This window comes from Psychrobacter raelei (genome assembly GCF_022631235.3).
Taxonomy (GTDB): Bacteria; Pseudomonadota; Gammaproteobacteria; order Pseudomonadales; family Moraxellaceae; genus Psychrobacter; species Psychrobacter raelei.
Map to the genome: position 1 here is coordinate 2,830,635 of NZ_CP093310.2, position 25,939 is coordinate 2,856,573.

21 protein-coding genes are annotated in these 25,939 nt (G+C 45.0%); 8 read left to right on the forward strand and 13 right to left on the reverse strand.

The features are described 5' to 3' along the window. Positions 1-189 precede the first annotated feature (189 nt). From MN210_RS11890 to MN210_RS11915, 6 genes are all read right to left on the reverse strand, one after another. Positions 190-3,120: a valine--tRNA ligase gene (locus MN210_RS11890; protein ID WP_241878673.1), complete on the reverse strand. Its 2,931-nt coding sequence runs from the start codon at positions 3,118-3,120 to the stop codon at positions 190-192. A gap of 184 nt (positions 3,121-3,304) precedes the next feature. Further along, positions 3,305-3,796, reverse strand: a complete 492-nt coding sequence (locus MN210_RS11895; RefSeq protein WP_011961391.1) for a YbjQ family protein — start codon at positions 3,794-3,796, stop codon at positions 3,305-3,307. 61 nt (positions 3,797-3,857) lie between these two features. Then, the gene (locus tag MN210_RS11900) at positions 3,858-4,292 is read right to left on the reverse strand and encodes a YbjQ family protein (protein ID WP_241878674.1); all 435 of its coding nucleotides are present in this window, start codon (positions 4,290-4,292) and stop codon (positions 3,858-3,860) included. 3 nt (positions 4,293-4,295) lie between these two features. Then, a complete protein-coding gene (locus MN210_RS11905) occupies positions 4,296-4,847 on the reverse strand; it encodes a YecA/YgfB family protein (protein ID WP_011961393.1) in 552 nt (183 codons plus the stop codon). Positions 4,848-5,300: 453 nt separating this feature from the next. After that, entirely contained in the window at positions 5,301-5,549 is a 249-nt protein-coding gene (locus MN210_RS11910; protein ID WP_011961394.1) for a PA3496 family putative envelope integrity protein, read from the reverse strand. Positions 5,550-5,750: 201 nt separating this feature from the next. Further along, positions 5,751-7,190, reverse strand: a complete 1,440-nt coding sequence (locus MN210_RS11915; protein WP_011961395.1) for a hypothetical protein — start codon at positions 7,188-7,190, stop codon at positions 5,751-5,753. 99 nt (positions 7,191-7,289) lie between these two features. Between MN210_RS11915 and serB the strand changes: the two genes are divergently transcribed. The 5 genes from serB to hemJ all read left to right on the forward strand — a co-directional run bounded on the left by serB (position 7,290) and on the right by hemJ (position 12,177). Beyond that, complete coding sequence (gene serB, locus MN210_RS11920; RefSeq protein ID WP_338412264.1) at positions 7,290-8,597, forward strand: phosphoserine phosphatase SerB; 1,308 nt, start codon at positions 7,290-7,292, stop codon at positions 8,595-8,597. A 453-nt stretch (positions 8,598-9,050) separates the two neighbouring features. Further along, complete coding sequence (aciT, locus tag MN210_RS11925) at positions 9,051-9,494, forward strand: AciT family ciprofloxacin tolerance protein (protein ID WP_011961397.1); 444 nt, start codon at positions 9,051-9,053, stop codon at positions 9,492-9,494. A 339-nt stretch (positions 9,495-9,833) separates the two neighbouring features. Further along, positions 9,834-10,340 (forward strand): hypothetical protein, encoded by a 507-nt coding sequence (locus tag MN210_RS11930; protein WP_041773365.1) that lies wholly within the window; start codon positions 9,834-9,836, stop codon positions 10,338-10,340. Positions 10,341-10,604: 264 nt separating this feature from the next. Then, positions 10,605-11,708 (forward strand): biotin synthase BioB, encoded by a 1,104-nt coding sequence (bioB, locus tag MN210_RS11935; RefSeq protein WP_425605611.1) that lies wholly within the window; start codon positions 10,605-10,607, stop codon positions 11,706-11,708. A gap of 34 nt (positions 11,709-11,742) precedes the next feature. Continuing rightward, a complete protein-coding gene (gene hemJ / locus MN210_RS11940; protein ID WP_110817106.1) occupies positions 11,743-12,177 on the forward strand; it encodes a protoporphyrinogen oxidase HemJ in 435 nt (144 codons plus the stop codon). Between the two features lie 92 nt (positions 12,178-12,269). Here hemJ and MN210_RS11945 read toward each other — a convergent pair whose 3' ends face one another. The 5 genes from MN210_RS11945 to MN210_RS11965 all read right to left on the reverse strand — a co-directional run bounded on the left by MN210_RS11945 (position 12,270) and on the right by MN210_RS11965 (position 18,404). Beyond that, positions 12,270-12,968 carry a hypothetical protein gene (locus MN210_RS11945; protein ID WP_227832409.1) on the reverse strand — a complete coding sequence of 233 codons (699 nt, stop codon included), beginning with the start codon at positions 12,966-12,968 and terminating at the stop codon, positions 12,270-12,272. A 96-nt stretch (positions 12,969-13,064) separates the two neighbouring features. Beyond that, positions 13,065-13,553, reverse strand: a complete 489-nt coding sequence (locus MN210_RS11950) for a hypothetical protein (RefSeq protein WP_011961402.1) — start codon at positions 13,551-13,553, stop codon at positions 13,065-13,067. A gap of 35 nt (positions 13,554-13,588) precedes the next feature. Next, positions 13,589-14,305 carry a ribonuclease PH gene (gene rph, locus MN210_RS11955; RefSeq protein WP_011961403.1) on the reverse strand — a complete coding sequence of 239 codons (717 nt, stop codon included), beginning with the start codon at positions 14,303-14,305 and terminating at the stop codon, positions 13,589-13,591. A gap of 238 nt (positions 14,306-14,543) precedes the next feature. Further along, a complete protein-coding gene (locus MN210_RS11960) occupies positions 14,544-16,310 on the reverse strand; it encodes an AMP-binding protein (RefSeq protein WP_155587331.1) in 1,767 nt (588 codons plus the stop codon). Between the two features lie 363 nt (positions 16,311-16,673). Then, positions 16,674-18,404, reverse strand: a complete 1,731-nt coding sequence (locus MN210_RS11965) for an AMP-binding protein (protein ID WP_338412265.1) — start codon at positions 18,402-18,404, stop codon at positions 16,674-16,676. Between the two features lie 571 nt (positions 18,405-18,975). Between MN210_RS11965 and parC the strand changes: the two genes are divergently transcribed. From parC to MN210_RS11980, 3 genes are all read left to right on the forward strand, one after another. Then, on the forward strand, positions 18,976-21,264 hold the full coding sequence (gene parC, locus MN210_RS11970; protein ID WP_338412266.1) for a DNA topoisomerase IV subunit A: 2,289 nt from the start codon (positions 18,976-18,978) through the stop codon (positions 21,262-21,264). 53 nt (positions 21,265-21,317) lie between these two features. Beyond that, positions 21,318-21,746, forward strand: coding sequence for a lysozyme inhibitor LprI family protein (locus MN210_RS11975; RefSeq protein WP_338412267.1), 429 nt, complete (start codon positions 21,318-21,320; stop codon positions 21,744-21,746). Between the two features lie 112 nt (positions 21,747-21,858). Further along, on the forward strand, positions 21,859-23,058 hold the full coding sequence (locus MN210_RS11980) for a L,D-transpeptidase family protein (protein ID WP_338412268.1): 1,200 nt from the start codon (positions 21,859-21,861) through the stop codon (positions 23,056-23,058). A gap of 151 nt (positions 23,059-23,209) precedes the next feature. On the opposite strand, the gene MN210_RS11985 is transcribed toward MN210_RS11980, so the two are convergent. Together MN210_RS11985 and MN210_RS11990 are read right to left on the reverse strand one after the other, a co-directional pair. After that, the gene (locus MN210_RS11985; RefSeq protein WP_241878683.1) at positions 23,210-23,827 is read right to left on the reverse strand and encodes a hemerythrin domain-containing protein; all 618 of its coding nucleotides are present in this window, start codon (positions 23,825-23,827) and stop codon (positions 23,210-23,212) included. Between the two features lie 317 nt (positions 23,828-24,144). Continuing rightward, complete coding sequence (locus MN210_RS11990; protein WP_011961410.1) at positions 24,145-25,749, reverse strand: AbgT family transporter; 1,605 nt, start codon at positions 25,747-25,749, stop codon at positions 24,145-24,147. Positions 25,750-25,939 lie beyond the last annotated feature (190 nt).

Genomic DNA, 25,939 nt, shown 5'->3' on the forward strand with positions numbered 1-25,939 from the left:
TCGTTTACCAACTTAGGTGTCATTGTAGGTTTTTTATGTTTAATCGATAACTATTGATTGGGTATAAATACCCTGTTTAGCCGTAAACTTAACTAAAAAAATGGCGACCCCAATATAAAATTGAAGCCGCCATAATAAGGTAAATACAAAATAAAAACAGTAAAGCTAGCTGTCCAATGACTTTAGCGATTATAGTGCTTTAAGCTGAGCCATCTGTTCGCTCATCACTTTTAACTGACCTTCAAGTTCCTCAAGCTTGGCTTTTTCTGCAGCAACCACTTCAGCAGGGGCTTTACTAACAAAGCCTTCATTACCCAACTTACGTGCGATGCCATCCGCCTGCTTTTGCAGTTTTTCTTGTGCTTTTGACAGACGACCTAGCTCAGCTGTTGGGTCAATAAGACCTTTCATCGGTACCATCACCCGCAGCTTGCCGACCATACTAGAGGAGGATAATGGCACTTCATCACCGTCATTTAGGATGGTTAGGCTCTCAACTTTGGCCAGCGCTTTAAACTGGTTTTCAATACGATGTAGGCGCTCAGTTTGCTCCGCTGTGATGTTCTCAAGCAGTACCGGCAGACGTACTGCGTTACCCAGCTTCATCTCACCACGGATGTTGCGTACGCCAGCGATAAGCTCTTGTAACCAGGTCATATCGGCTTCAACTTGAGCGTTGATTTGCGACTCATTGACCTCAGGGAACTGGGCAATCATAATGCTGTCAGTATCTCTGCGCTCTAATAGCGGTGCAATGGTCTGCCAAATCTGTTCTGTCAAATACGGCATGACAGGGTGAGCAAAGCGCATCGCCGTCTCTAATACATGTAGCAGCACATAACGAATCTGCGCCTTACGCTCACTCGATACCGTGTCATCATTTAAGCTGGCTTTAGCAAGCTCCACATACCAGTCACAGTACTCATTCCAGATAAATTCATAAATATCATGGCTGACCATATCTAAGCGATACTGCTCAAAGTGCTGCTTGATATTGGCAATGGTCGAATTTAGACGGCTGATAATCCACTGCTCAGGTAGCTCCCACACTTGGGTATTGGGCGCCTTATCGATGGCCAGCGCACTGCCCTCTTTGTCAACACAGTTCATCAGTACAAAGCGGCTGGCGTTCCAGATTTTGTTACAGAAGTTGCGATACCCTTCGACACGTTTTAAATCAAAGTTAATGTCACGGCCGGTGCTGGCAAGCGAGGTAAAGGTAAATCGCAGCGCATCAGTACCAAAGGCTGGAATACCCTCTGGAAACTCTTTGCGGGTTTGTTTTTCAATCTTGGCCGCATCTTTGGGGTTCATCATGTTGCTGGTGCGTTTTGCTACCAAAGATTCCAGATCAATACCATCAATCAGATCGATGGGGTCAAGCACATTACCTTTAGATTTTGACATCTTCTGGCCCTGACCATCACGCACCAAACCGTGCACGTAGACCGTCTTAAATGGTACTTGCGGCGTGCCATCTTCATTCTTCATAAAGTGCATGGTGAGCATAATCATACGCGCCACCCAGAAGAAGATAATATCAAAGCCGGTTACCAATACGCTGGTCGGGTGAAAAGTCTGTAGCGCTTTTTGGTCTTGTGATTCATCGCCCCAACCTAGGGTGCTAAAGGTCCATAGACCTGAGCTGAACCACGTGTCTAGCACGTCTTCATCTTGGCGCAGCTCAACGCTGTCATCAAGATTGTATTTGCTGCGTACTTCGGCCTCATCACGTGCCACATAAATGTTGTCGTCGTTGTCATACCAGGCTGGAATGCGATGACCCCACCACAATTGACGGCTGATACACCAGTCCTCAATGTTGTTCATCCATGCCATGTACATGTTTTTGTACTGTGCAGGCACAAATTCAATACGGCCATCTTCCACCGCTTCAATCGACGGCTTCGCCAATTGCTCTACTGCCACATACCACTGATCGGTTAACCAAGGCTCAACGATAACCCCACTGCGATCACCGCGAGGCGCTTTAAGCTGATAGTCCTCGATTTGATCCAGCCAGCCCTCAGCCTGAGCCTGCTCAACCAACTGCTTACGAGCGTCAAAGCGCTCAACACCGGCATAAGCTTCAGGGGTTTTTTCAAGCTTAGGCTCACGGGTCTGCAGATCTGGATAAATCTCCATCTCAGGCAGTATATGGGCGTGTGCATCAAAGATATTGATAAGCGGTGTATTATGACGACGGCCAAGCTCATAGTCATTAAAATCATGCGCTGGGGTAATTTTTACCACACCGGTACCAAAGTCGCTTTCAACATAGTCATCAGCCACGATAGGCACTACGCGGCCGGTAATCGGCAAGGTAATGGTCTGGCCGACCAAGTGGGTATAGCGCTCATCTTTTGGGTTCACAGCTACTGCGGTATCACCAAGCAAGGTCTCAGGACGGGTGGTTGCTACCACAACATAATCTTTGCCGTCTTGGGTTTTGATAGATTTGTCAGTGAAATAGTAGCGAAAATGCCACAGTGAGCCTTTTTCGTCATGGTTTTCTACTTCTAAGTCTGACAGTGCGGTTTGAAACTTAGGATCCCAGTTCACCAGACGCTTACCGCGGTAAATTAGACCTTCATCATGCAAGCGTACGAATACTTCTTTTACCGCGTTTGATAAGCCCTCGTCCATGGTAAAGCGTTCACGCGACCAATCCACGGATGAGCCCAAACGGCGAATCTGACGGGTAATGTTACCGCCCGACTCTTCTTTCCACTCCCAAACCTTATTGATAAAATCTTCACGAGTTAAATCAGTACGCTTAATACCTTCTGCATTTAAACGGCGCTCTACCACCATCTGTGTGGCAATACCGGCATGGTCTGTGCCCGGCTGCCACAATGTATTGTCGCCCAGCATACGATGATAACGGGTGAGCGAGTCCATAATGGCATTGTTAAAACCATGACCCATGTGCAAGCTGCCAGTCACGTTAGGTGGTGGCAGGGCAATAGAAAACGACTCATCGCTGTTATATTTGGGCTGAAAATAACCACTTTCTTCCCAGCGCTGATACATACCCTGTTCAACTTCACCGGGATTATAGGCGTTTTCAAGTTGTTTTAGGGCCGATTGAATAGAGGCAGTAAGATTTTGATTGCTCATAATAAAAGTGTCTTATTGTTGATGAGAAATTTATAAAATAAAGGCAGATACAAAGACGTTAATGGGTATGATTTTAACGCAGATAGCAGGATTTTGTTAGAGGTTAAGCCAATTTAGCTCAGAACGTCTTGACTTCCTGCCCTCCCTAAAATGAGGGGATTGCTACAGCTAGACGATAAAACAGCTATAAGGGTAATGGCGGCGGGATTTTTGGATTGCCCACAGTATAAACCGCCGTGCCATAAGCAATGGCTTCCACCATACTTCCGCTAATATTGATACTGGTGACCTCCAAGCGCAGACCATAGACTTGATTGTAGCCCAAAAACTGCGCCTCAAGCTTCATGCGAATTACCGCCTCACGCCGAGCCCTATCAAGTAGCGTCTCATAGGTGGTGAGGTTTTTACCAAACACATTAAGCACCCGAGCGACTATCATCTTAAAGTAATCTTGAGCAATCACCACACTGCCCATCACCAACACTGGCTGAGTGGCATCGGCAATGATCGGCTGATAAAAGCGCTCAGTTGAGACAATGATGTGCCCCAGCTCTTTTTCGGTGCTATCTAGACGCTTAAGATGATCATTTTCGTTATAACGACCAAACACCCATCCAATAAAAAACAGCCCAATAAAAACTATATTATCGATAAAAAAGTCAAAAACAGTATCCATGAGCGCCGCCCCCTAGCTTAGGTCTTGAGTAAGACAGCCTGATTGACTCAACTTAAGCGATCTAGTCATACGGCGTATGGTCTATAGGCGGTAGTGGTGGTACGGTTATAGGCTCAGCAGGCGGCGCGCTTTGAGGTGCACTGCTTGGCTCAGCAACGCTCGCTGGCGCCGGATTGGCAACCGCTCTAACAGCAGTGCCATAGACAAAAAGCTCAGAGGCACCTTGAGCAATACTTGAGGTCGAAAAACGCAGTCCCACCACCGCATCAGCCCCTAGCGCCTCGGCCTTCGCCAACATGCGATCTATCGCCTCTTGCCGCGACTCTTCTAATAGCTCGGTATAAGCGGTCAATTCGCCACCCACGATATTTTTTAGGCTGGCAAAGATATCCTTACCCACATGCTTTGAGCGCACGGTACTGCCATACACCACATCTAATCGCTCAGTGATGGTGTAGCCTGGCAGGTGTTCAAGATTGGACAGTAGCACGCTCATCACTTACTCGTCAGTGTTAAATAACAAAAACAGCTCGCTTAGATTGCCTTCAATACTATTAGCCATTTGGGCCAAAGCATCGTCATCACGGCGGATAGCAGCCAAATCCTCATCTTCTTCACCGTCCACAGTATCGATACCACTAAATACCATCATTGGTAAAGTCAGCATGGCCACATCTTCAGAGCTGTCTTCATCGCTAAACCAGTCTACATTCTCATCGCCATACATAGCATCAACGAAGCCGATGGACCAAGCGGTAAGCTCTGAGTCGGGTGAAAAATCCATCTCACCAGAATCTTCATCGATATCAAGCGGTAAGGCAATGCCCTCTTCGCTTTGTAAATCTTCTAGAAGCTCAGCACGCCACTCTTTTACTGCCGCTTTCACTGCAGCATCAACTTGGGCATCTTGGCCTTCAAATAAGAGCGACAACCAGTTTGGTAATGGCTTACCGACGATGGTAGCGGTCAAAAATCCGTGGGTAGCCACGCTATCAAGGCCATGTTTGTTGGCATCAGAATCTAAGAAGTCTTGTAGCTCATCTAAGGTCATATGGGTCTCTTTATTGGGTGACAAATTGGGTGATCAGTTGGGTGATAAATTTGGGTTAACTTGGCATTTACCATATTAGTATTTGGGCTATGTTTTAGGTAATCTTACCGCTAAACAGCTTGATATGCTATCTAGACTAAGCTCAGTATCGGCTGCCGCTGCTTATCAAGCCATATATCCTCATATAAACAGCAGCAAGCACTGATGAGTCCGCTAAGCCATCACTTAGCATAGACTAAAAGAAATCATTGAGAGATGCTAACTATAAACGGTGGTGAGGATGAGGGGTAATCGCTTTTGAATGAGCCGCTATTGAGACAGCAATAACAATCTACCTTCGACACTATGACTTGCATGAAGTGATTTACTTGAAGCGACTGAGTTAACATGTCGACCTAAGTAATTACCTTGCAGGGGGTAACAAATGCGGCTAGCACAGGCTAACCGCAGCCATTACTCATCATCCAAGTCGTCGTCGAAATCATCGTCATCTAAATCATCATCGAAGTCATCGAAATCGTCATCGAAGCCATCTTTTAGTTCACGTTCTAGACGCTTTTCTTCTAGCATATTATCGATAAGACGGCGTTTTTCTAGGCTGGTTAATCGCGCAGCTTCGGCTTCGGCCTCATCTACCTTTTTGGCATCATCGTCATCTTCGAAATTATCATCATCGAAATCATCAAGATCATTATCACTCATGTCTTTATCCTCTTATCTTAATGGTCTGATTTGACCGATTGGGTTTGATTGGTCGGATATCAGTTAATTAACACTCAGCCGTCCCAATTCGCAGACAGTTATCAGGCTCATATTAGCCTGTTATTAATTAACCTATGCCGGTTATTGTAAAAACGCTAGTTTAATTAAGTTAGGCTATTTAGTTAATAGGTAATAGCACATTTAATTTAGCGCAGAGAGCAATACTGCATTACGCACTTCGATCAAGCGCTGCATCATAGAATCGCTCACTCCTTGTAGTGACGCGCAGTCTCGCTCATATACTGTGGTTGGGTTTTTTAGGTTATCTAATTGGATATAACCGCGTAGCTGCTTGATACCTTCGACCGGTAATAACGCAAAAATATCACTGGCTTTGGCTTTATTGTACAGTAGCTGCTCAAGCTTATCTGCGGTCGCCTCATCACTCACCCCAACCATCACCTCAGATGCAAAGCGCTGTAGTTCACGATGCTTAATATAAGTGACTTGATTCAGCATGACGTAAGCTTTGGCCAACATCATCGCTGCTAAAGCAGGACGGCTATGACTGGTACTGCCTACAAACTCTACCACTGCGCCATGTTCATTAAATACCGGCTTATTGTGCAGCTCAATGCCAAACAAAATAGGCTGCTTTAGCATCTCATCAATGGTGCGGTGCAGCAGCTGGGTACATAGGGCAAAATAAGGCTCTGACTTTTCATAAGCTAAGGTCGTTAATAGCTTATTGGGGTCATAAAAGCGAATTTGAACACTGGCCACTTCAAAAGCTCTATTGGCCACCAAGGCCTTCTTATTGTCAGCACTGTTCTCTATTTTGCTTGGCATGCCCGCCTGCAAACTGTCACCCTCAGCATCGGCTGCTGCATTATCATCTATTTTGGCTAAAATGTCTTGTCCTGAAGCTGATGAATTATCCGCTTGTGACAAATTATTTGCATTATCCGCGACACTGCCCTCAGCACCATCTTCTTGCTTAGACTGAATGTAGTTATTTAGCGCCTGATGAATGCTTAATCCATCTTTTGGCGCTTCATCACCTAAAGCTGCGCTTTGACTGCGACTGCTGCGCCCGCTCTGAGATTTTTGGGTGATTAGATAGTCTTGTACGTCGCGACTGAGCGCAGCCAACTGCTCGCGCGTAGGACGTGCGATATAGCCATACAATAACCAAATCAGCAGATGGGTAATGAGTGATCCTAAGATAAAGATCCACTGTGACGCAATAATCTCCCCATAACTGGTATCACGCAGCGTCATTTCCACTTTACCAATGACAGTGTCGCTCATAATCACTTTGCGACTGATGGTCTCACCCTCTAGAAGTTGGGCCTGACCGGTTTGTAATATTACCTCATCATCGATGTCTTTTACTGTTAAGCTGGCAACGTTATTTTCACTGGTGTATCGACCAGTTAAGACACTCAAGCTAACCTTGTCTTTACTCAGTAAAGGCAGTTTAACTTCGTCAATAAGTTGCACCAGCATTCGTTGTCCTGTTTGCATTTTCAGCTCATCAAGCTGTTGGTCGGTGCTAATAAGCATCAATGTGGTATGAATCAAGAAGCTGATGAGAATAATTATGGCAAACAAGCCTTGCCGTGGCGCTAAATAGGTCATGTTATGCTAAACTTTTGTTAATAGGTAGGGGGTGCCCCATTTTTGAGCACGCTCTATTATTCCTAATCTTGCTTACGCTTACAAGGGGCTTAGCTCGCCATGACAAAAAATACTACAACTAATCATCAAAATAACCCAAATTCAGCAACTTCAGAGGCAGCCGCGCCCCCCCTAAATGCCACGGCTAACTTTGCCCGCTTCGGCTCAGGCATGACCGCCCATCTAAAAGCATGGATAACTGCCTTACAAAAAGCTAACGACTTGCTGCCAAGCAATTTGCGTTTTGATGACGTAGATTTTGAACAAGGCGCCAATGACCAAGGCAAAATCTCACTCAGCCTTATCGAGCAGCTGGAGGACTTGCCAGTTTTTGCGTTATCTGTGGTGGTACAAAAGCAGGCCTTACGCTCATCAGACGGCAGTGAGTTGGATAAAAAAAGCGACTTTGAAGCCCACATCGCTGAGTGGGCGCAGCAAAACCCTTTGTGGCAAATTATTAAAGTGGTGCGCAGTACCGATGAGCTACAAGACCACTCAGGCAGTGACCGCTTAACCTCAGTACTCACTTACCGCTATATCTTAATGCCGAGTGACACTACCATCATGCAGCCTGGCAAAAAATCTGCTGCAGCCCGTCTACTTGATGAGGGTATCACCGCCCATCTGCGTCAGTTTATCAATACCTTACCCATCACCAGTGACTTAGGCGGAGATGCGGCCATTGACTGTCATATTGTGTCACTAGCCAAGATGCTACGCCCGCACCGAGTGGCCGTATTTGATATGGACTCAACCTTAATTGAGCAAGAGGTCATTGTTGAGCTGGCCAAACACGCCAATATTGGTGATCAAGTCAGCGAAATTACTGAATCGGCCATGCGCGGTGAGATTGATTTTGACACCTCATTTACTGAGCGTGTAGCGCTACTTGAGGGCTTATCGACCCATGCTTTAGATGACATTCAGCAGCAGCTTACCTTATCTGCTGGTGCCCGCACTTTGCTTGCCACCTTAAAATCCTTGGGCTATTACACGGTGCTTGTCTCCGGTGGCTTTACTTATTTTGCGCAGCGTATTGCCCAAGAGCTGGGTATCGATGAGGTGTATGCCAATGAGCTGGATATCGAAGATGGTGCAGTGACTGGCAATGTACAGCTGCCTATCGTCAATGGCGAGCGCAAAGCGCTGATCGTAGAGCAGGTCGCCAAGCGCATGCAGTTGCCTTTATCTCAGGTTATCTGTGTCGGTGATGGTGCCAATGACTTACCTATGATGGCCATTGCCGACTTAGGGGTGGCGTATCATGCCAAGCCCATCGTACGCGCCCGTGCCGATGCGGCCATCAATGCCACTGGACTTGAGGGTGTGCTCTACGTGCTCGGTTACGCCGCTCAAGACTTGTTATAAGTCTATATTATAGTCATGATTATAGTTATGGTTATGGTTATCGTCATGTGTGATAAATAACCGGCATCATACACCAAAAGTCTATACCTTAAAAAAAACCGGACCCTACCTACTTTATTGTGGCGCTAGCGTCTGGTTTTTTTATTTGCTTTTTTTATCAAAATAAGGTTACCGCTTTGTTTCTGTCAAAAATCTACAGCGGCACTTTTGGGCTCCAAGTTTTTACAAAAAATATTTTTTTAGCCGATTTTATGCACCTTAGATATGCTCTAGGCTTAGCGATGCTGTCAAATTTTTAGCAAAATTAAACGACAGTCATTGTCGTAAGTTCTATAGATATTCTTTGTATTTTAATAAAACATGGGCATAATAACTATCAACCAATCGCAACATTCGACTCACAACACACCGCTTTCGTGTTGTATCTGTTGACCGTTCATGAGGCAAATAAACATGGCAACTCTTACCATTATGGCAACCAGTCAACCTGGGCTTTATGGCACTTTATCCTGGTCTTCTTTAGGCTATATGCTTTTGACTATAGGCGTATTAGCTACTTTATTATCAGGCCGCCGCTACTTAATGGGCTATATGGCCGCAGGCATGGGCTACTGGCTGGTCATTGAAGTGCTGCAATCTATCGTGGTGACTGTCACATCTATGAGTAGTGGTTATGGTTACTTAAGCGCTTTTATTCTCAGCATTGTTTTGATGGCAAGCTTCCTTGCTTATCGTTACAAAAAACAAAGCGTTACTATGGCGCAAAAAACTGGGGTAGAGACATTAGACCGCCGTGGTCGTCCTGTGGCCACCCTTGCTAAATCTGGTATCGCTCAAGACAAATATATTGAACACACACCTATTTATAATAACTACAAACCACGTTTTCGTAATTAAAACTTATTAATCAAATATTTAGTAATCATAACCTTATCTATTTAAGCCCCACCGTTTGATGGGGCTTAGTTATTGTAGCGGCTGTCAGCGTAGAGCACGGGGCACAGTCGCTATAAGGTGTTACTTAGCTTTGCAAAAAAGCTCACAATTGGCAATACTAAATCACAAGGATATGTTCTAAAATGCCTGTATGTTATTCGCTTAACTTATCATTTGATTGAGTGTTTGATCGAGCGATTATTTGATCAACTTACAGCTTAGCTTATCTATTGCTTAATGGCTTGCCCAATCCTTAATGTGTTGTTAGCTTTCACTCACTGGAAAATTTTGGACCTTATTATGTTTACTCTTCCTATCCTAAATATCAAAGCCAATCCTTTAGATGCCCTACTGGCCGCTGTTGGCTATCGTCTGGCTATGCTGGCCAAAAGTGATGATCCTAACATTGCTAAAATCCTAAATGACCGCAAAGTAAGCATTGAGCTTGGCAGTAAAGCGGACGGCGTGGCTCGCTATTATGTTTTTGATAATGGCAGTTTTAACCAGTATTCAGGTAGCGCCAATAACCCAAGCTTACGTATTGATTTTAAAGACTCAATGACTGGCGTAAAACTATTAACAGGTGGCAATGTAGCAGCATTTATGACCGCCATTCAAGACAAAGAATTGGTTATGGAAGGTGATTACAGCCTACTTATGTGGTTTAACCAATTGGCCAAACACATCGTGCCAGAGATTCCTGCAGAGGTAAAACCTTTATTAGAGAAGGCGCGTCCTTTGGCCGAAAAAGCGCAAGGTGTTGCCTCACAGCTTATCGGTATGGCAAAACATAAACTGTCTAAATAACTAAAGAGGTCTAAAGCTTAGATGGCTAGACTTTAAAATGCCTTCTAAATAGATAACTTTTTAGTTTTTAGATAGTTACTGCCGTCAATAACCCCTCCTATCTTAAACCGCCTAAGCTTCTTGTCATAAGCTTGGGCGTTTTTTATGGGTGCTATCGACGCTTAAAAGGTTAAGCGTTTTGTATTTTTTTATCTTGCTAATAAAATGTTACAATTAGGCTAATTTTTATATTTGACCCTACCCCAGTTAACAAAGGAATGTTTTATGAGCTTTTTGGCCACCTTAAAAGAACCAGGCACCAGCGTTTGCTTAAAAAATGAGCCGGCTCAAAGCCCGAGCCTACATGACCATGCCCCCTCTACGGCTGCTATTAGCCGCGAATATATCGCCAATCTTTTTGATATGCCGTTTATGGATCTGCTGCTAAAAGCTCAAAGTGTGCACCGTCAGCACTTCACTGCCAATGCCGTACAAATCAGTACCCTGTTGTCGATTAAGACCGGCAACTGTCCTGAGGACTGTGGCTATTGCTCTCAATCTGGCCACCACCGAGATACTACGGGGCTACAGGCCGAAAAACGTCTTGAGATTGATAAAGTCATCGCCGCCGCTAAGCGAGCTAAGGCTTCGGGCTCTTCACGCTTTTGCATGGGTGCAGCATGGAAGCATCCGAGTGCCAAAGATATGCCTTATGTTGCTGAGCTGATTAAAGAGGTTAAGGCTTTAGGACTTGAGACTTGCATGACGTTAGGTATGCTCACCGCTGAGCAGTCAGAGCAACTGGCTGAAGCTGGACTTGATTATTACAACCATAACCTAGATACCTCTCGGCGCTATTATGATGAGGTGGTGAGTACACGCAGCTATGATGAGCGCTTGCAAACCATCGACCACGTACGCAAGTCAGGTATCAATGTCTGTAGTGGCAGTATTGTGGGCATGGGTGAGAGCCGTGAAGACCGTATTGATTGGGTGCTTGAGCTGGCCAGTATGCCGCTACCCCCAGAGTCTATTCCAGTCAACTTATTGGTGCCCATTCAAGGCACGCCTCTTGGTGATAAGGTGCTTAGTGAAGGCCAGCTGCCGGTGCTAGAGTGGATTCGCACCATCGCGGTGACTCGTATTTGTTGTCCCAGCAGTTATGTACGGCTATCGGCAGGACGTGAGAGTCTATCTGATGCTGAGCAGGCTCTAGCCTTCATGGCAGGGGCTAACTCGTTTTTTTATGGCGATAAACTGCTCACCACCGGCAATGCCAGTCAATCTAATGATGATAGAATGATGCAGATGCTTGGACTTATCCCTGAAGCACCTAAGCCGAAGCTTACTGTGATTGATGCGCTAAGTGGTCATCAAAGTCAGCTATAATAGGGCTATCAATCCTTAACTGAGTAATGTGATTATGCCTGAGTATTTTAATTGGATAAAAGCGGCGCACGTCATCTCTATGGTCTGCTGGTTTGCGGCTATTTTCTATTTGCCACGGCTGTTTGTATACCATGCGATGAGTGAAGATAAGGTGAGTCAAGAGCGCTTTGCAATTATGGAGCGTAAGCTATATCGCGGTATCATGACCCCATCTATGATAGCCACCTGGGTATTTGGTCTATGGATGCTTAGCTTGGGGTGGGAGGTGTATAAAGCCCAAGGTTGGCTACATGTGAAGCTACTACTGGTGGTGCTGTTGTCAGGCTATCATGGCATGTGCGGGGCTTACCGAAAAAAGCTTATCGACAATCCTCAGTACAAAACCCATGTGTTCTGGCGCTGGTTTAACGAAATCCCTGTGTTTGTGTTGATCGCTGTGGTGGTGCTGGTTATCGTCAAACCCTTTTAAAATCTTAAGATAAAACATAAACCCAGAGTGTCACCCTCTGGGTTTATTTTTTTTGGCGTAATATACGACTCGGTGAGCGCTTAGCTTAAGTGTCATAAGCTAGGACGAATCACATTATAAGTATGCGACACATCATACACTTTGTAGCGGGCCGGCTCATTGCGCCGCTCTCCGGCATAACTTAATATCAGTGCTTGATTGTTAGCACGGTTGAGCCAGCCTACAAATAAGCCGCTGTGCTCGACATCATTATAGCTGTGATTGATATAATACAGCCAATCGCCCGGCTGAATCTGATTGGTATCGATAAAGGGGCCAACCTGATACGCTCCCTTAAACACCGTTTCACGTGCCACGCCGGCTCGATTAAAGGCCGCATTTAGATAGTCCCAGCACGAGCCTTTAATAATCTCCTTATTATCAAGCGCCATCTGTCGTGCCACTTGCAATACTTGCTTGCTGGCAGGTGCCGCCACTTGTTCAGCGCGGTATAGGGTTTCTATATAATCGCTATCAATATTAGGCGCTGCGGCGTAATTTTGATAGAAGCTTGGATGCGTGGTATTTAAATAGGCGGTACTTAATGGGGCTCGTACGGCAGGGGCTTGCGCATAGCTTTGGTTTTTTGTGCGGATTAAATCTGCCAAGTCATCGGCATGTAGCATAGGGCTTGCCAGCAGTGTCAGCCACAAAGCTGAGCGCACCCAAGGCTTGGACTTAAGATGATAACGCTGATGGGATAAAGTCTTAAAGGCGCAACGGTTATTCATGTTCAAAGTGGACACATCCATGTGACCCTCCTTAACAAATAAGCTAATTTCAAATAAGGCAGCCATGTCACTGCCTTAACATACCGCTTAAAATATAAACCAGTTAACGCCCTAAACTCAAGAAGATTGCATCTTAATATTGGCATTGCGCTTACCAAGGCTTTGGCCTTGCAATATGGCCTGCATCACTTCAGCCTCTTTTTGACTGTCGAAGCCTGAAATCTGATAACGCACACTGCCTTTATCATCACAGATGATCAGCTGAGTACCTGTAACACTAATACTATTATCGGGTTGCACCGCCACTTGTTGGGTCTTACCCAGAAGATTGTGTACGAAGCCGCCTGAATACACCTTTAAGATACCAGAGCAAATGTGGCTATTATCGATTTTTTGCTTATGACGCATCTTATTAAACAAAAAGCTTCCCACAATCAAAACGGCTAGGGCTCCAATGGCCAGGCGCTCAGGCAGCAAGCTCATTGCCATGGCCACACCCACAGCGCCGATTAATAATGCCACCCCAAACCAAAACAGCCCATCTGTACCGCCTTGGGCTTTACCCGATAGCGTAATATTAGCGCCATTTTCAGTCACTTGTAGCATAATTAACCCATAAAAGTTAGCAGTTTATAACAGGCTTACCAGCCCAGCGCAGTTTGTTGTAGTTTTACCAAGTCGGCAATGCCTTTTTCGGCCATGGCCAGCATTTTATCGGCTTCTGCACGGGTAAATGGCTTCTCTTCAGCCGTGCCTTGGATTTCGATAAATTCACCCTTTTGGGTCATTACCACATTCAAGTCAGTATCACAGCTGGAGTCTTCTTCATAGTTCAAATCCAGTAATACCTCACCGTTTTTGACACCGACAGAGACCGCTGCCACTAAGCCAATTAGCGGATCGGCTTTGAGTTTTTTCTTTTGCTGCAGCACCTCTAGCGCATCAATAAGGGCGATGGCTGCCCCAGTAATACTAGCGGTACGGGTGCCACCGTCGGCTTGCAGCACATCACAATCTAGATAGATGGTATTCTCGCCAAGCTTGGTTAAATCCACCATAGCTCGTAGGCTACGTCCAATAAGACGTTGAATCTCTTGGGTGCGGCCAGATTGCTTACCACGCGCCGCTTCACGTTGGTTGCGGGTATTGGTGGCTCGAGGTAGCATGCCGTATTCTGCGGTGACCCAGCCTTGGCCCTTTCCTTTTAACCAACGTGGCACACCGGCCTCCACACTGGCGGTGCACAAAACTTTGGTGTCACCAAAGCAGACCAGTACAGAGCCTTCAGCATGTTTGGTGTAATTACGCTCAAAAGTCACTGTGCGCAGTTGGTCAAGCTCGCGGTTATCTATACGCATTGCTACGGGGTATCCTTTATTTATCATTCATAGTAAAAATTGGGTATAAAAATCAGGCCACAATCGAAAAAAACCTTCAATTTCGCCTTCATCGTAACTTGATGACCCTGCAATAGCAAAGCCAATGCAGGGTCTTAAGCAAGAGTTATCGGACGGCAGAGCTGTCCGTCATAAGTGCTTATTTTAGCAGTTATCTGGCTATTTATAAGCAGCATATGTAAACAACCTGCCAATCTGATTATTCTAAGCCTTCGATCTTACGCAGCTCTTTACGCAGGATTTTGCCCACGTTTGACTTTGGTAGCTCATCCACAAACTGCACATGACGCGGGCGCTTATAACCAGTTAACTGCTTTCTACCGAAGTCTAGCAGCTCTTTTTCGGTGACACTGGCACCTTTTTTCTTGACCACGAAGATTTTGGGATCCTCACCACGCTCATCATTAGGAATACCAATGGCACCTACTTCCAATACAGCAGGATGCTGCGCCATAGCCTCCTCAATCTCATTAGGATATACGTTAAAACCTGACACCAAAATCATGTCTTTTTTACGATCAACGATTTTGATAAAGCCTTTTTCATCTAAGATACCGATATCGCCTGTTTTGAAGTAGCCATTTTCGGTGAAAGCCTCTTTGGTTTCTTCAGGACGATTTTGATAGCCAACCATCACTTGTGGGCCCTTCACACAAATCTCACCGCGCTCACCAATCGGCATGACCTGACCATTATCATCGATTAAGATAATATCGGTATCGGGGGCAGGCACCCCAATTTTGGCGGTGAATTCAGAGATGTTCATAGGGTTAAAGCTGACCACAGGTGAGGTCTCAGACAAGCCATAACCTTCTACGATAGGCAGACCAGTGGCTTCATGCCAAGCTTTTGCGACGCTGGGTAGAACAGACATGCCACCGCCAATGGAGGCTTTTAGGTTTGAAAAATCCAAATCTTTGAACTTCTCATGATGCACCAAGCCATTGAATAAAGTATTGACAGAGGGGATAAAGGCCGGCTTATACTTATCAATCTCTTTAATCAGGCCATCCAAGTCGCGTGGATTTGGAATAAGTAGGCCGGTATAGCCTTTATACATGGTATACATACCGCACACCATAAAAGAGAACACGTGATATAAAGGCAGCGCTGTGAGGATAACTTCAGTGCCATTTGAGTCGCCAAAAGCGGCGTCCATTACCGCATTGATCTGTAGCATATTGGCAATTAAATTACCGTGCGTTAGCATAGCGCCTTTGGCTACCCCTGTGGTGCCACCCGTATATTGCAGCAAAGCCACATGACTTAAGTCTAACGTAGGACGCTGATATTCATGAGCGGAAACCGACTCTAAGGCGTGCTTATAAGACACACTACCGGGCAATGAATAACTGGGTACCATTTTTTTGATATGGCGAACGACCGTGTTGACCACAAAGCCTTTTACCAGCCCCAACATGTCACCCATACTACAGATCACCACATGCTCTACACTGCCTTTGTCTGTTACATCTTCAAAGGTCTTGGCAAAGTTTTCTACGATAAAAATCGCTTTAGCACCACTGTCATTGATTTGATGTTCAAGCTCATGACTGGTATACAGTGGGTTCACATTGACCAAGATCATACCTGCACGCAATACGCCTAAAGCTACCACAGGATACTGCAATACGTTGGGCATCATTGCTGCCACTTTATCGCCCACCTTTAGGCCCAGTGACTGCAGATAAGCGGCTATCTGACGGCTTTTGGTATCCAGCTCACGATACGTGATCGAGCCACCCATACAGATATAAGCATCGCGATTACCAAAACGGGCGAAGTTACGTTCAAATACTTCTAATAAAGAGGTGTCATCGGCGGGGCGTTCGATTTGTGAAGTAATGCCATAGCGCTCATAAGATTCAAACCAAGGACGGTCACTGGGGATATCAGGATAAGTAGGATAGGTTCCGTGAAGATCACTTAGCTGAGTGTTCTGGGTAGAATTTGAAGCTGCTGTCATGGCATTACCTGTAATATGAAGGGTTGGTTAATTTTATATAAATTTTAGTTGGTTTTAGAGAGTAAAGTTATGATCAAGATTTTAGCAAATTAACTTTTTAGATACCGTTGTTTGGTGATGTCGTTTAAATAATTTTACTAAAATAAACGTTTGTGTCTTACGGATTACCGTGGTATTCAAGCGACCTCTGTATTTTAGGCCTGTACTGCCTATCGTACGGGCAATAAGGCTATTTTTTACTGATTTTTTAGACAAAAAAAGGATACGATTAATGCTCGTATCCCTTCCTTGTGAACTTTTTAATTGTACTCGTTAACCAATCAAACTTAAAGCATAAGATTGACACAGCGTGTATAGTTAATATTAAGCTTTACTTTTCGCCGCTTCCATTTCACGCAAATCTTTACGTAAGATTTTACCCACGTTCGATTTAGGCAACTCATCAATGAACTCAACAATGCGAGGACGCTTATAGCCAGTTAGGTTTTCTTTGGCGTAATCAAGTACCTCTTGCTCAGTTAAACTGTCATCGCTACGTACTACGAAAATTTTGGGCTCTTCACCACTCTTATCACTGTGCACACCAATCACACCACACTCTAAGATTTTTGGATGGCCACTCATCACATCTTCAACTTCGTTAGGATAAACGTTGAAGCCTGATACAATAATCATGTCTTTTTTGCGATCAACAATCTTAAAGTAACCGTCTTCATCCATCACCCCGATATCACCGGTACGGAAATAACCGTCCTCAGTCATAACCTCAGCAGTGGCATCTTCACGTTTCCAGTAGCCTTTCATTACCTGTGGGCCACGCACACAAATCTCGCCGCGCTCACCGATAGCCACTTCATTACCTTCATCATCAATAATGGCCATATCCGTTCCAGGAAATGGGACACCGATGTTACCTGGGAACTCATCTAATCCCAGTGGGTTGGCTGAGGCCACAGGTGAGGTTTCTGACAGACCGTAACCTTGCACAATGACGTTACCTGTACCCGCTTTCCACTTAGCTGCCGTGTCTTTTAGCACCGCCATACCGCCGCCCATAGACATCTCAAGCTTGCTATGGTCAAGAACACGGAAGTGCTCACTGTTAATCAAACCGTTAAATAAAGTGTTCACCGCAGGGAAGAAAGCAGGTGGATAGTCTTTGTAAGCTTTAATTAAGCTTTTGCCATCACGGGGGTTTGGTACCAATGAGCCAATGCAGCCTTTATATAAGCCATACATGCCGCATACGGTGAATGAAAAGATATGATATAGCGGCAATGCGGTCATAATAACCGGTTGCTCATTTCTTTCGATGAATTTATCAAAAGCATTACCAATATAAGTATCGGCCTGTAGCAAGTTGGCCACTAAGTTGCCATGGGTAAGCATAGCGCCTTTGGCCACACCTGTGGTCCCACCGGTGTACTGTAATACCGCCACATCATCTAAGCCAATATTGGTTGGGCGTTTGTATTTTTTGGCAGCGCCTACTTTAAGCACTTTTTTAAAGCTTACACTGCCAGGAATGTTATAATCTGGCACCATTTTTTTAACGTAGCGTACTACAGAGTTAACGATAAAGCCTTTGACAGGGCTCATCAAGTCGCCCATTGAGGTCACCACCACCTGATCGACCATCTTTTTACCAATGTCTTCATAAGTCTTGGCAAAGTTTTCTAACAAAAACAAGACCTTGGTCTCAGAGTCAGATAACTGGTGCTCAAGCTCATGGGCGGTATATAAAGGATTTACGTTAACTAAAATATAGCCTGCACGTATAATACCAAGTACCGTTAACGGCATTTGTAAGATGTTGGGCATCATCACAGCGACTTTATCGCCTTTTTGTAGGCCAAGTGACTGCAGATAGGCGGCGACTTGGCGACTATAGCGCTCTAAATCATTATAAGACAGCTCTTGATTCATGCATACAAAAGCGGTACGGCCTTCATGCTCAACGAAGCTGTGCTCAAGAATATCGATTAAAGAGGTGTTGGCGGCGGGCATTTCAAAGTCGTATTGCATACCTAGTTTTTCATAGGTTTTTAGCCAAGGTCTATCATTACGACGAAAATGACTTTGTTGATTTTCCATAATCTATAAAACTCCAAAAGTTGTGCTAAATAAGGCAGATAAGGCCGAAATTTATTGTTCAATAACAGATAAATAACTATAACGCTGATTGTTAAATCTAAAATACACTATTTAGTTGGCTTATGACAACAACATTGTGCATTAATGGCTGCAAAATAAGGAACTGACTGTTCACAAATAATAACAGAGACGCTTACGTCATCAGTTGACGTTTAGTGCTTAAAGTGCCTTTTTTATTGGGATAATATGCTTTACGATAGGCTTACTTTATAATTTTAATCATTCATGATTGCTCTTTTTTAACCTGTTAGCGCCTAAAAGATGATTAAATAAGCTTTTTTATAGGGCTTAATAATCTGTTTTTTATGCCAAGGTTATTCGCCTGTAGACGCTGCTAGGCTACGTACCAACATTTAATTTAAAAATATTAATTTAACAATCGTAAAGTACTCAGTGAATAAAATTGACCGCATAGACAACCTTAAACTTAAAGGTTTAATGTCTATAATCGAAACCATGACCCCCTTTGTTCTTAAAAACTTTTATATGAAATAAGGCAGAAGCTTTTATTATGTCTGATATTAAAACTCCCGCGTCTGTAATTCCAAACGAAGCGATGGATACCCGCTCTGTGGCTGAATTCACCGAGCAAGCTTATCTTAACTACGCCATGTACGTGATTATGGATCGTGCGCTGCCACACATCGCTGATGGTCTAAAGCCGGTGCAACGCCGTATTATCTACGCCATGAGCGAGCTTGGACTTAAGTCTACGACCAAACCAAAAAAATCTGCACGTACAGTTGGTGATGTGTTAGGTAAATACCATCCTCATGGTGACACGGCCTGTTATGAAGCCATGGTATTGATGGCTCAGCCGTTTAGTTATCGCTATCCACTGATCAGCGGTCAAGGCAACTGGGGTAGTCCAGATGACCCAAAATCCTTTGCTGCGATGCGTTATACCGAGGCCAAAATGTCAGCCTATGCCAACACCTTATTGGCTGAGCTGGGGCAAGGCACAGTCGACTGGCAGGACAACTTCGACGGTTCGATGCAAGAGCCGGTCACCTTACCTGCCCGCTTGCCCAACATCTTATTAAATGGCACCACAGGTATCGCTGTGGGTATGGCAACGGATATCCCGCCGCACAACTTAAATGAAGTGGTGCGTGCCGCCATTCGGCTGCTAAAAAACCCAGATTTATCGGTCAAGCAATTAACCCAGTCTATTCCTGCCCCCGACCTGCCCACTGCTGCTGAGATCATCACCTCTAAAAAAGACTTGCAGGCGATGTATGAAACAGGGCGCGGTAGCTATAAGATGCGCGCGGTTTATCATGTCGATCAACAAGAGAAAAATCTGGTCATTATCGATGCCTTGCCGTATCAAGTCTCAGGCAATAAAGTACAAGAACAAATTGCCAAGCTTATGATGGATAAGAAGCTGCCATGGGTGGTGGATATCCATGACGAATCAGACCACGAAAACGCTTGCCGTATTGTGCTTGAGCTGCGCTCTACTCGTGTCGATGTGGCGCGCGTGATGAGCCATTTATTTGCCAGTACTGACCTTGAGAGCAGCTACCGGGTCAATATGAACATGATTGGCTTAAATGGTAAACCGCAGGTCAAAAACCTCAAAGAAGTGCTAGAGGAGTGGCTGATCAGCCGCCGCCAAGTGGTTACTCGCCGGGTACAATTTAGATTGGATAAAATTGACAAGCGCTTACACATTTTAGCCGGTCTACTTATCGCCTATCTTAATATCGATGAGGTGATTCGCATCATTCGTGAAGAAGACGACCCCAAACAAGAGCTAATGGGCAAATATGACCTCAGTGACATCCAAGCCAATGCCATTTTAGACATTCGTCTACGTCAATTAGCACGCTTAGAGGAGATTGAACTTCGCTCTGAAAAAGACGCATTAGAGGCTGAGCGTGCCACGCTACAAGAGCTATTAGATAATCCTGAGAGCTTAACTCAGCTTATGATTGAAGAGCTTGAAGCGGATATGAAAGAGCATGGCAATGATCGCATGTCCTCTGTGGTTGAGCGTGAGGAGGCCACCGCATTAAAAGAGTCTGACTTGGTGCCAAGCGAGCCGATTACCGCCGTATTGTCTAAAGCAGGTTGGATTCGTGCTGCCAAAGGTCACGACGTTGATGCTAAAGGCATGAGCTACCGCTCAGGTGACAGTTATCAAGCGCATGTGCACAGCAAATCCAATGAGAAGATTTATATCATGGACAGTACCGGTCGCAGCTATAGTATAGAGGCGCATACCCTAGCCTCGGCGCGAGGTCAAGGTGACCCACTCACCAGCGTGTTAAAACCGCCTGCCGGTGCCAGCTTCGAGCAGCTGTTGGCCGGTGCTGATGATCAGCGCATTATCCTTGCCAGCTCACAAGGCTATGGCTTTATTAATACCCTAGGCAATCTTGAGACCAATCAAAAAGCGGGTAAAAATGTCATTAACTTTGATGCCGATGCTAAGCTGTTAACGGTTGCAACCATTGATAAAACAGACTCAGAGACGCCAGATGACGCACAGGCGTTAACTCAAAATCAAATCGCTGTGGTGACGTCAGCGGGCTATTTGCTTATCTTTGGGGTCGATGAACTGCCCGAGCAGCAGCGTGGCAAAGGCAATAAGCTGATTAACCTAAAGGCAGGCGAGGAAGTATTGGCCGTGATTGCTTTAAACAGCCATGACAGCTTAACCATCACCGCCGGCAAACGCCATGTGACACTAAAACCGATGGACTTGGCCAATTACACCAGCAAACGTGGCAACCGTGGCGGTCAATTACCGCGTGGTTTTCAGAATGTGACCCAAATCGAAGTGACTCAATAGCTTGTGACAGCAGCTATTTTATAAGGACATACCCCCTAACTAAGGACACAACCATGGTTTTTCAGACTTTATTTAACCGGGCATTTAGCGCTCACAGCGCATTAGCCGCTACGCCATTAATGCTAGTGACGCTGCTGGCCAGCACCCATGCTATGGCCTCAGAGGAGTACTGTAACGGCAAGTATGATCAGGCCTCAATGAATCAGTGTGCTCAAGCGGACTATAAAGACGAGGATGCTAAGCTTAATAGCGCCTATAAAACGTTAAGAAGTCTGCTTAACACTGAAGAAAAAGACCAACTAAAGCAAGTACAGCTGGCTTGGATTAGTTATAGAGACAAGGTTTGTGACTTCGAGAACAGAAACGAAAAAGGCGGCAGTATCTATCCTTTACTGACCTCTAGCTGCTTAAAAAAGCACACTGAAGTCCGGCGCAAACAGATAGAAGGTGAGATTAACTGGCTTCAAGAGACGCAGCACTGAGTCCAACTCAGAGGCGGCCTCTTATAAGCTTAAACCATTGGCGACCTAATGTGACCATGGTATAACCAAGATTGGCTTGGATTTAACTTTAATAAAAAAAGAGAGTCTACCTATGTGGTTTATTTCCTCTACGCCTTTGGCAGCTGATGCGCCCATCAAGGCGATGTCTCCTATCAAGCTGCTCAGCTATACCATGCTGGGCTTATTCAGCTTAAGCGGCTGCTCTTCTTCTGATGGGAGTAACGCTCAGCTAGACCAAGGCATAGAGGCCGTGACTGAGTTTTTTGAATCGGCATCTGCAAACAGTAGCAGTGACTCTGAGTTGGAAATAGCCACTAAGACCGAGCCAGAAGCTGAGCCTGCCAAGCAGTTGCAGCCGAATATCAGTCAGCAATTCATTGGCGATACGCCCTCTCAATTGCGCTTAGCCAAAGCCTTTGCGGAGCTGCCTTATAGCGTGGATAATCTGCCTGAAAAAGCTCAGAAAGTGAATGCTGCCCAGTGGACAGAAGATGCCATTTTAGATGAAAACTTAATCCTGAAAATACAAGCCTTGCTAAATTACAATCATCACTCAGTGGGCGCCGTCGATGGCCGCTTTGGTGAGAATGTGATTAAAGCACTAAAAGTATTTCAAGAAAAACAGGCCATGAAGCCCACCGGCCAATTAGACCCTGAAACTTGGGCCAAGCTCACCGAAGACCCAGCACTTATGTCTCAACCGGTGTTGGTTAACTATACCCTCACCCCTGAGGATGTCACTTTAATCAAAAACCCTAAAGGTCAACAGTTTACGACTGTCACCGAAGCGGTTGCAGAGAAGTTTCATATGAGCCAAGGTCTACTTTGGCGACTCAACCCAGACACGCCACTTGAAGCAGGCAACACCATTGTGGTGTACAACCCGTATCAGCCTAATGAGCAAGAGGTGCACCGAGTGGTGGCCGTCAAGGCCAAAAACCTACTCTATGCTTATAATGACAAAGACGAGCTGGTCGCAAGCTATCCCACTACTATGGGCAGCGTCTATAAGCCCTCTCCGGATGGGGATTATAAGGTGCTGAGTCGCATCAAAGATCCAAGCTATAATAAAGACTTTAAAAACCCAAATACGGTCTTGCCACCCGGACCTAACAACCCTGTTGGCCGAGTGTGGATTGGTATTAATAAACGCAGCTACGGTATTCATGGCTCGCCCAATCCTGAGAAAATTAGCCGTCAAAACTCTTCTGGCTGTGTCCGTCTCACCAACTGGGATGCCTTAGGCTTATATGGCACCATTGAAGAGGGTGCTAAAGTTGAGTTTTTATAACGTACACCATAGCCATTAACCTTAAGTTTTAAACCTCTGTGCCTTGTAAAAAGCCTGACCCTCAATTTGAGCGTCAGGCTTTTTTGTGGCAACTGATTTTATCAGATAGACCTTATGCTAAGATTGAATGGGCTTAGTTTGGTGCAGATCACTACCCCCAGCGCAGCCCCAAGATAGGAATAACTAAATCTTCCTCATCGGTTAAATGCTGCGATAGAAAGTCGGTGCCGGTGATGAGATTCTGATGCAGACGATCAGCCAGCGCCTTATCTTCTATATTGGCTTTGGCAAGCTCATCATTAAGCCCTTGTAGCTCATCGAGTAACGCATTGAGCGTCACATGATCTTTTTCTAGAATCTCAAATCCAGCTTTTAGCTGCGGATAAGAGCTGACAAAATCCGGGAAAAACCCATGGTCTTCTACGCTATGATGCTGATGTAATTTGAGCACATGGATACCAATACGCTGTAGAATCTGCGAGCGGTAATTTTCCCAATTTAGCGCCCCCATCAAATACTCTTCGCTAAGCTGACGCAAAATGCGCTGGCGCTTACGAATGTTGGTGTGCACATTGAGCCAGCCGGAAGTTTTGTACGCATAGTCAGAGGAATACCACTGATTTGACGGCAGTTTCTCATATAAAAACAGCCAATCTGACTGTAAACGGCTTTCAGGATGTCGCGGCTTCACTTCCACTTTAGCATTATCGTCCGTACTGCCAACCGTCGCTTGCGGTTGATCTGCTATCTGTGAGTTATTGATGCCCATGATAACCCTCTTGTTTTGTAGAAAAAAAATATAGTAAAGACTTATGGTCTATAATTAGTAAATTATACTAAACCAAAATTAAACAATGTTTAGTGTTAATGTAAGGACTTTTTTTTCATAATCAACCCTTCATTTGCGTATCTACAGTCATCTCTAGCTATCAAGTAAACAATAGCTGCTTTTACTCATTTTACATAAGCTCACTTCTGACTCACATTTGGCACAAAACATATATCAAATAATATTAAACATAAAAAAAGACCTTCATGGATCCATGAGGGTCTTTTAAAAAATCTCGACTTTTTTGCTATTGGCGCTTAGCGTGCAGGATAATAAGTTTCTGCGCCAGGACCAACAGGTAAACCAAGTACGAATACCCAAACGCAGAATAGAGCCGTCCAGCCAATCAAGAACATCATTGAATAGGGCAACATCATCGCCATCAGTGTACCCACACCAGTGTTCTTTTTATAGCGCATCGCAACCGCTAGGATCAGACCAAAGTAGCTCATCATTGGGGTAATAATGTTTGTACTTGAGTCACCAATACGGTATGCCGCTTGAATCATCTCAGGCGCATAGCCGGTTAACATTAACATTGGTACGAAGATAGGTGCAGTCACCGCCCACTGTGCTGATGCTGAACCTAGCATTAAGTTAACCAAACCGCAAATCAGAATGAAGCCGACCAATAACAGGGGACCGGTTAGACCAATATCATTTAGTAAAGTAGCACCAGATACCGCCATTACTGAACCTAGGTTTGACCACTTAAAGAAGGCGGTAAACTGAGCCGCGAAGAATACCAAAACGATATAGATGCTCAGTGAGCTCATTGCATTGCTCATGGCATCAACCACATCTTGGTTGTTCTTGATGCTGCCAGTGATTTTACCGTAGATGTAACCTGGTATCGCGAAGAACACAAAAATGAAGACCACAATGCCGTTTAGAAAAGGCGATCCGGCAACAAGACCTGTCTCTGGATGACGCAAAATACCATCAGCAGGTACGATCGTCCAAGCTAACAGCAAGCAGAACACCAACATGCTGATACCGGCCCAGATAAGACCTTTTTTCTCAACAGCACTTACTTGTTCAATGTCGCTCTCTAAAAAGGAGGCATCACCGGCATCATCTGGATTATATTTACCTAAGCTTGGCTCAACAATTTTTTCGGTAACGAAATAACCAATCGCACTGATTAAGAATGTACTGGCAATCATGAAGTACCAGTTTGCTTCTGCACCAACGGTATAAGTCGGGTCAATGATACGAGCCGCTTCTTGGGTAATACCGGATAGTAGCGGGTCAACTGTACCTAGCAATAAGTTGGCACTATAGCCGCCTGATACACCAGCAAAGGCTGCTGCCAAACCTGCTAGTGGATGACGACCTAATGAGTGGAAAATCATGGCAGCCAGCGGGATTAGTACCACATAACCAAGCTCGGATGCAGTGTTAGACATAATACCGGCGAACACGATGGTAAACGTCACCATCTTCTTCGGGGCATTCATCACAAGACCACGCATGGCCGCTGAAATCATACCTGAATATTCAGCAATACCTACACCCAGTAGGGCAACCAGTACCGTACCTAGTGGCACAAATCCAGTGAAGTTGGTCACTAAGTTTTCGACAATACGTGCCAGCCCATCGCCATTAACTAAGTTGACAACATAGATCATACCGTCCTCAGTACGACCGGCTGTGCCTTCTGGTCTTGGATCAATAACAGATACGCCAAAGTAAGACAGGATAGCGGAAAGCGCCAATAGCAATACCGACATCCAAACAAATAAAATAACAGGGTGAGGCAACAAATTACCTAGCCACTCTACCCCTTTTAAGAATCGCTGCATGCGCGAGCTGTCAGCACTCGAATCGTAATGAGAGTTTGGTGAACCACTTCCTTGCATAGTTTGTTACTCCTAACTAAATATAAGTGACTGTTAAATTTACATAATGTGACTTCTGCTTACTTGGGAATTAATTTTTAGGCGGGGATTGAAACACATTTACGAAATAGAAACAAATACTTTGAGTTCACAAAAAAAATAGTTTGCAATCAAGACTCTTGATAATTAAGGGCTTAAGGACAAGATTCGT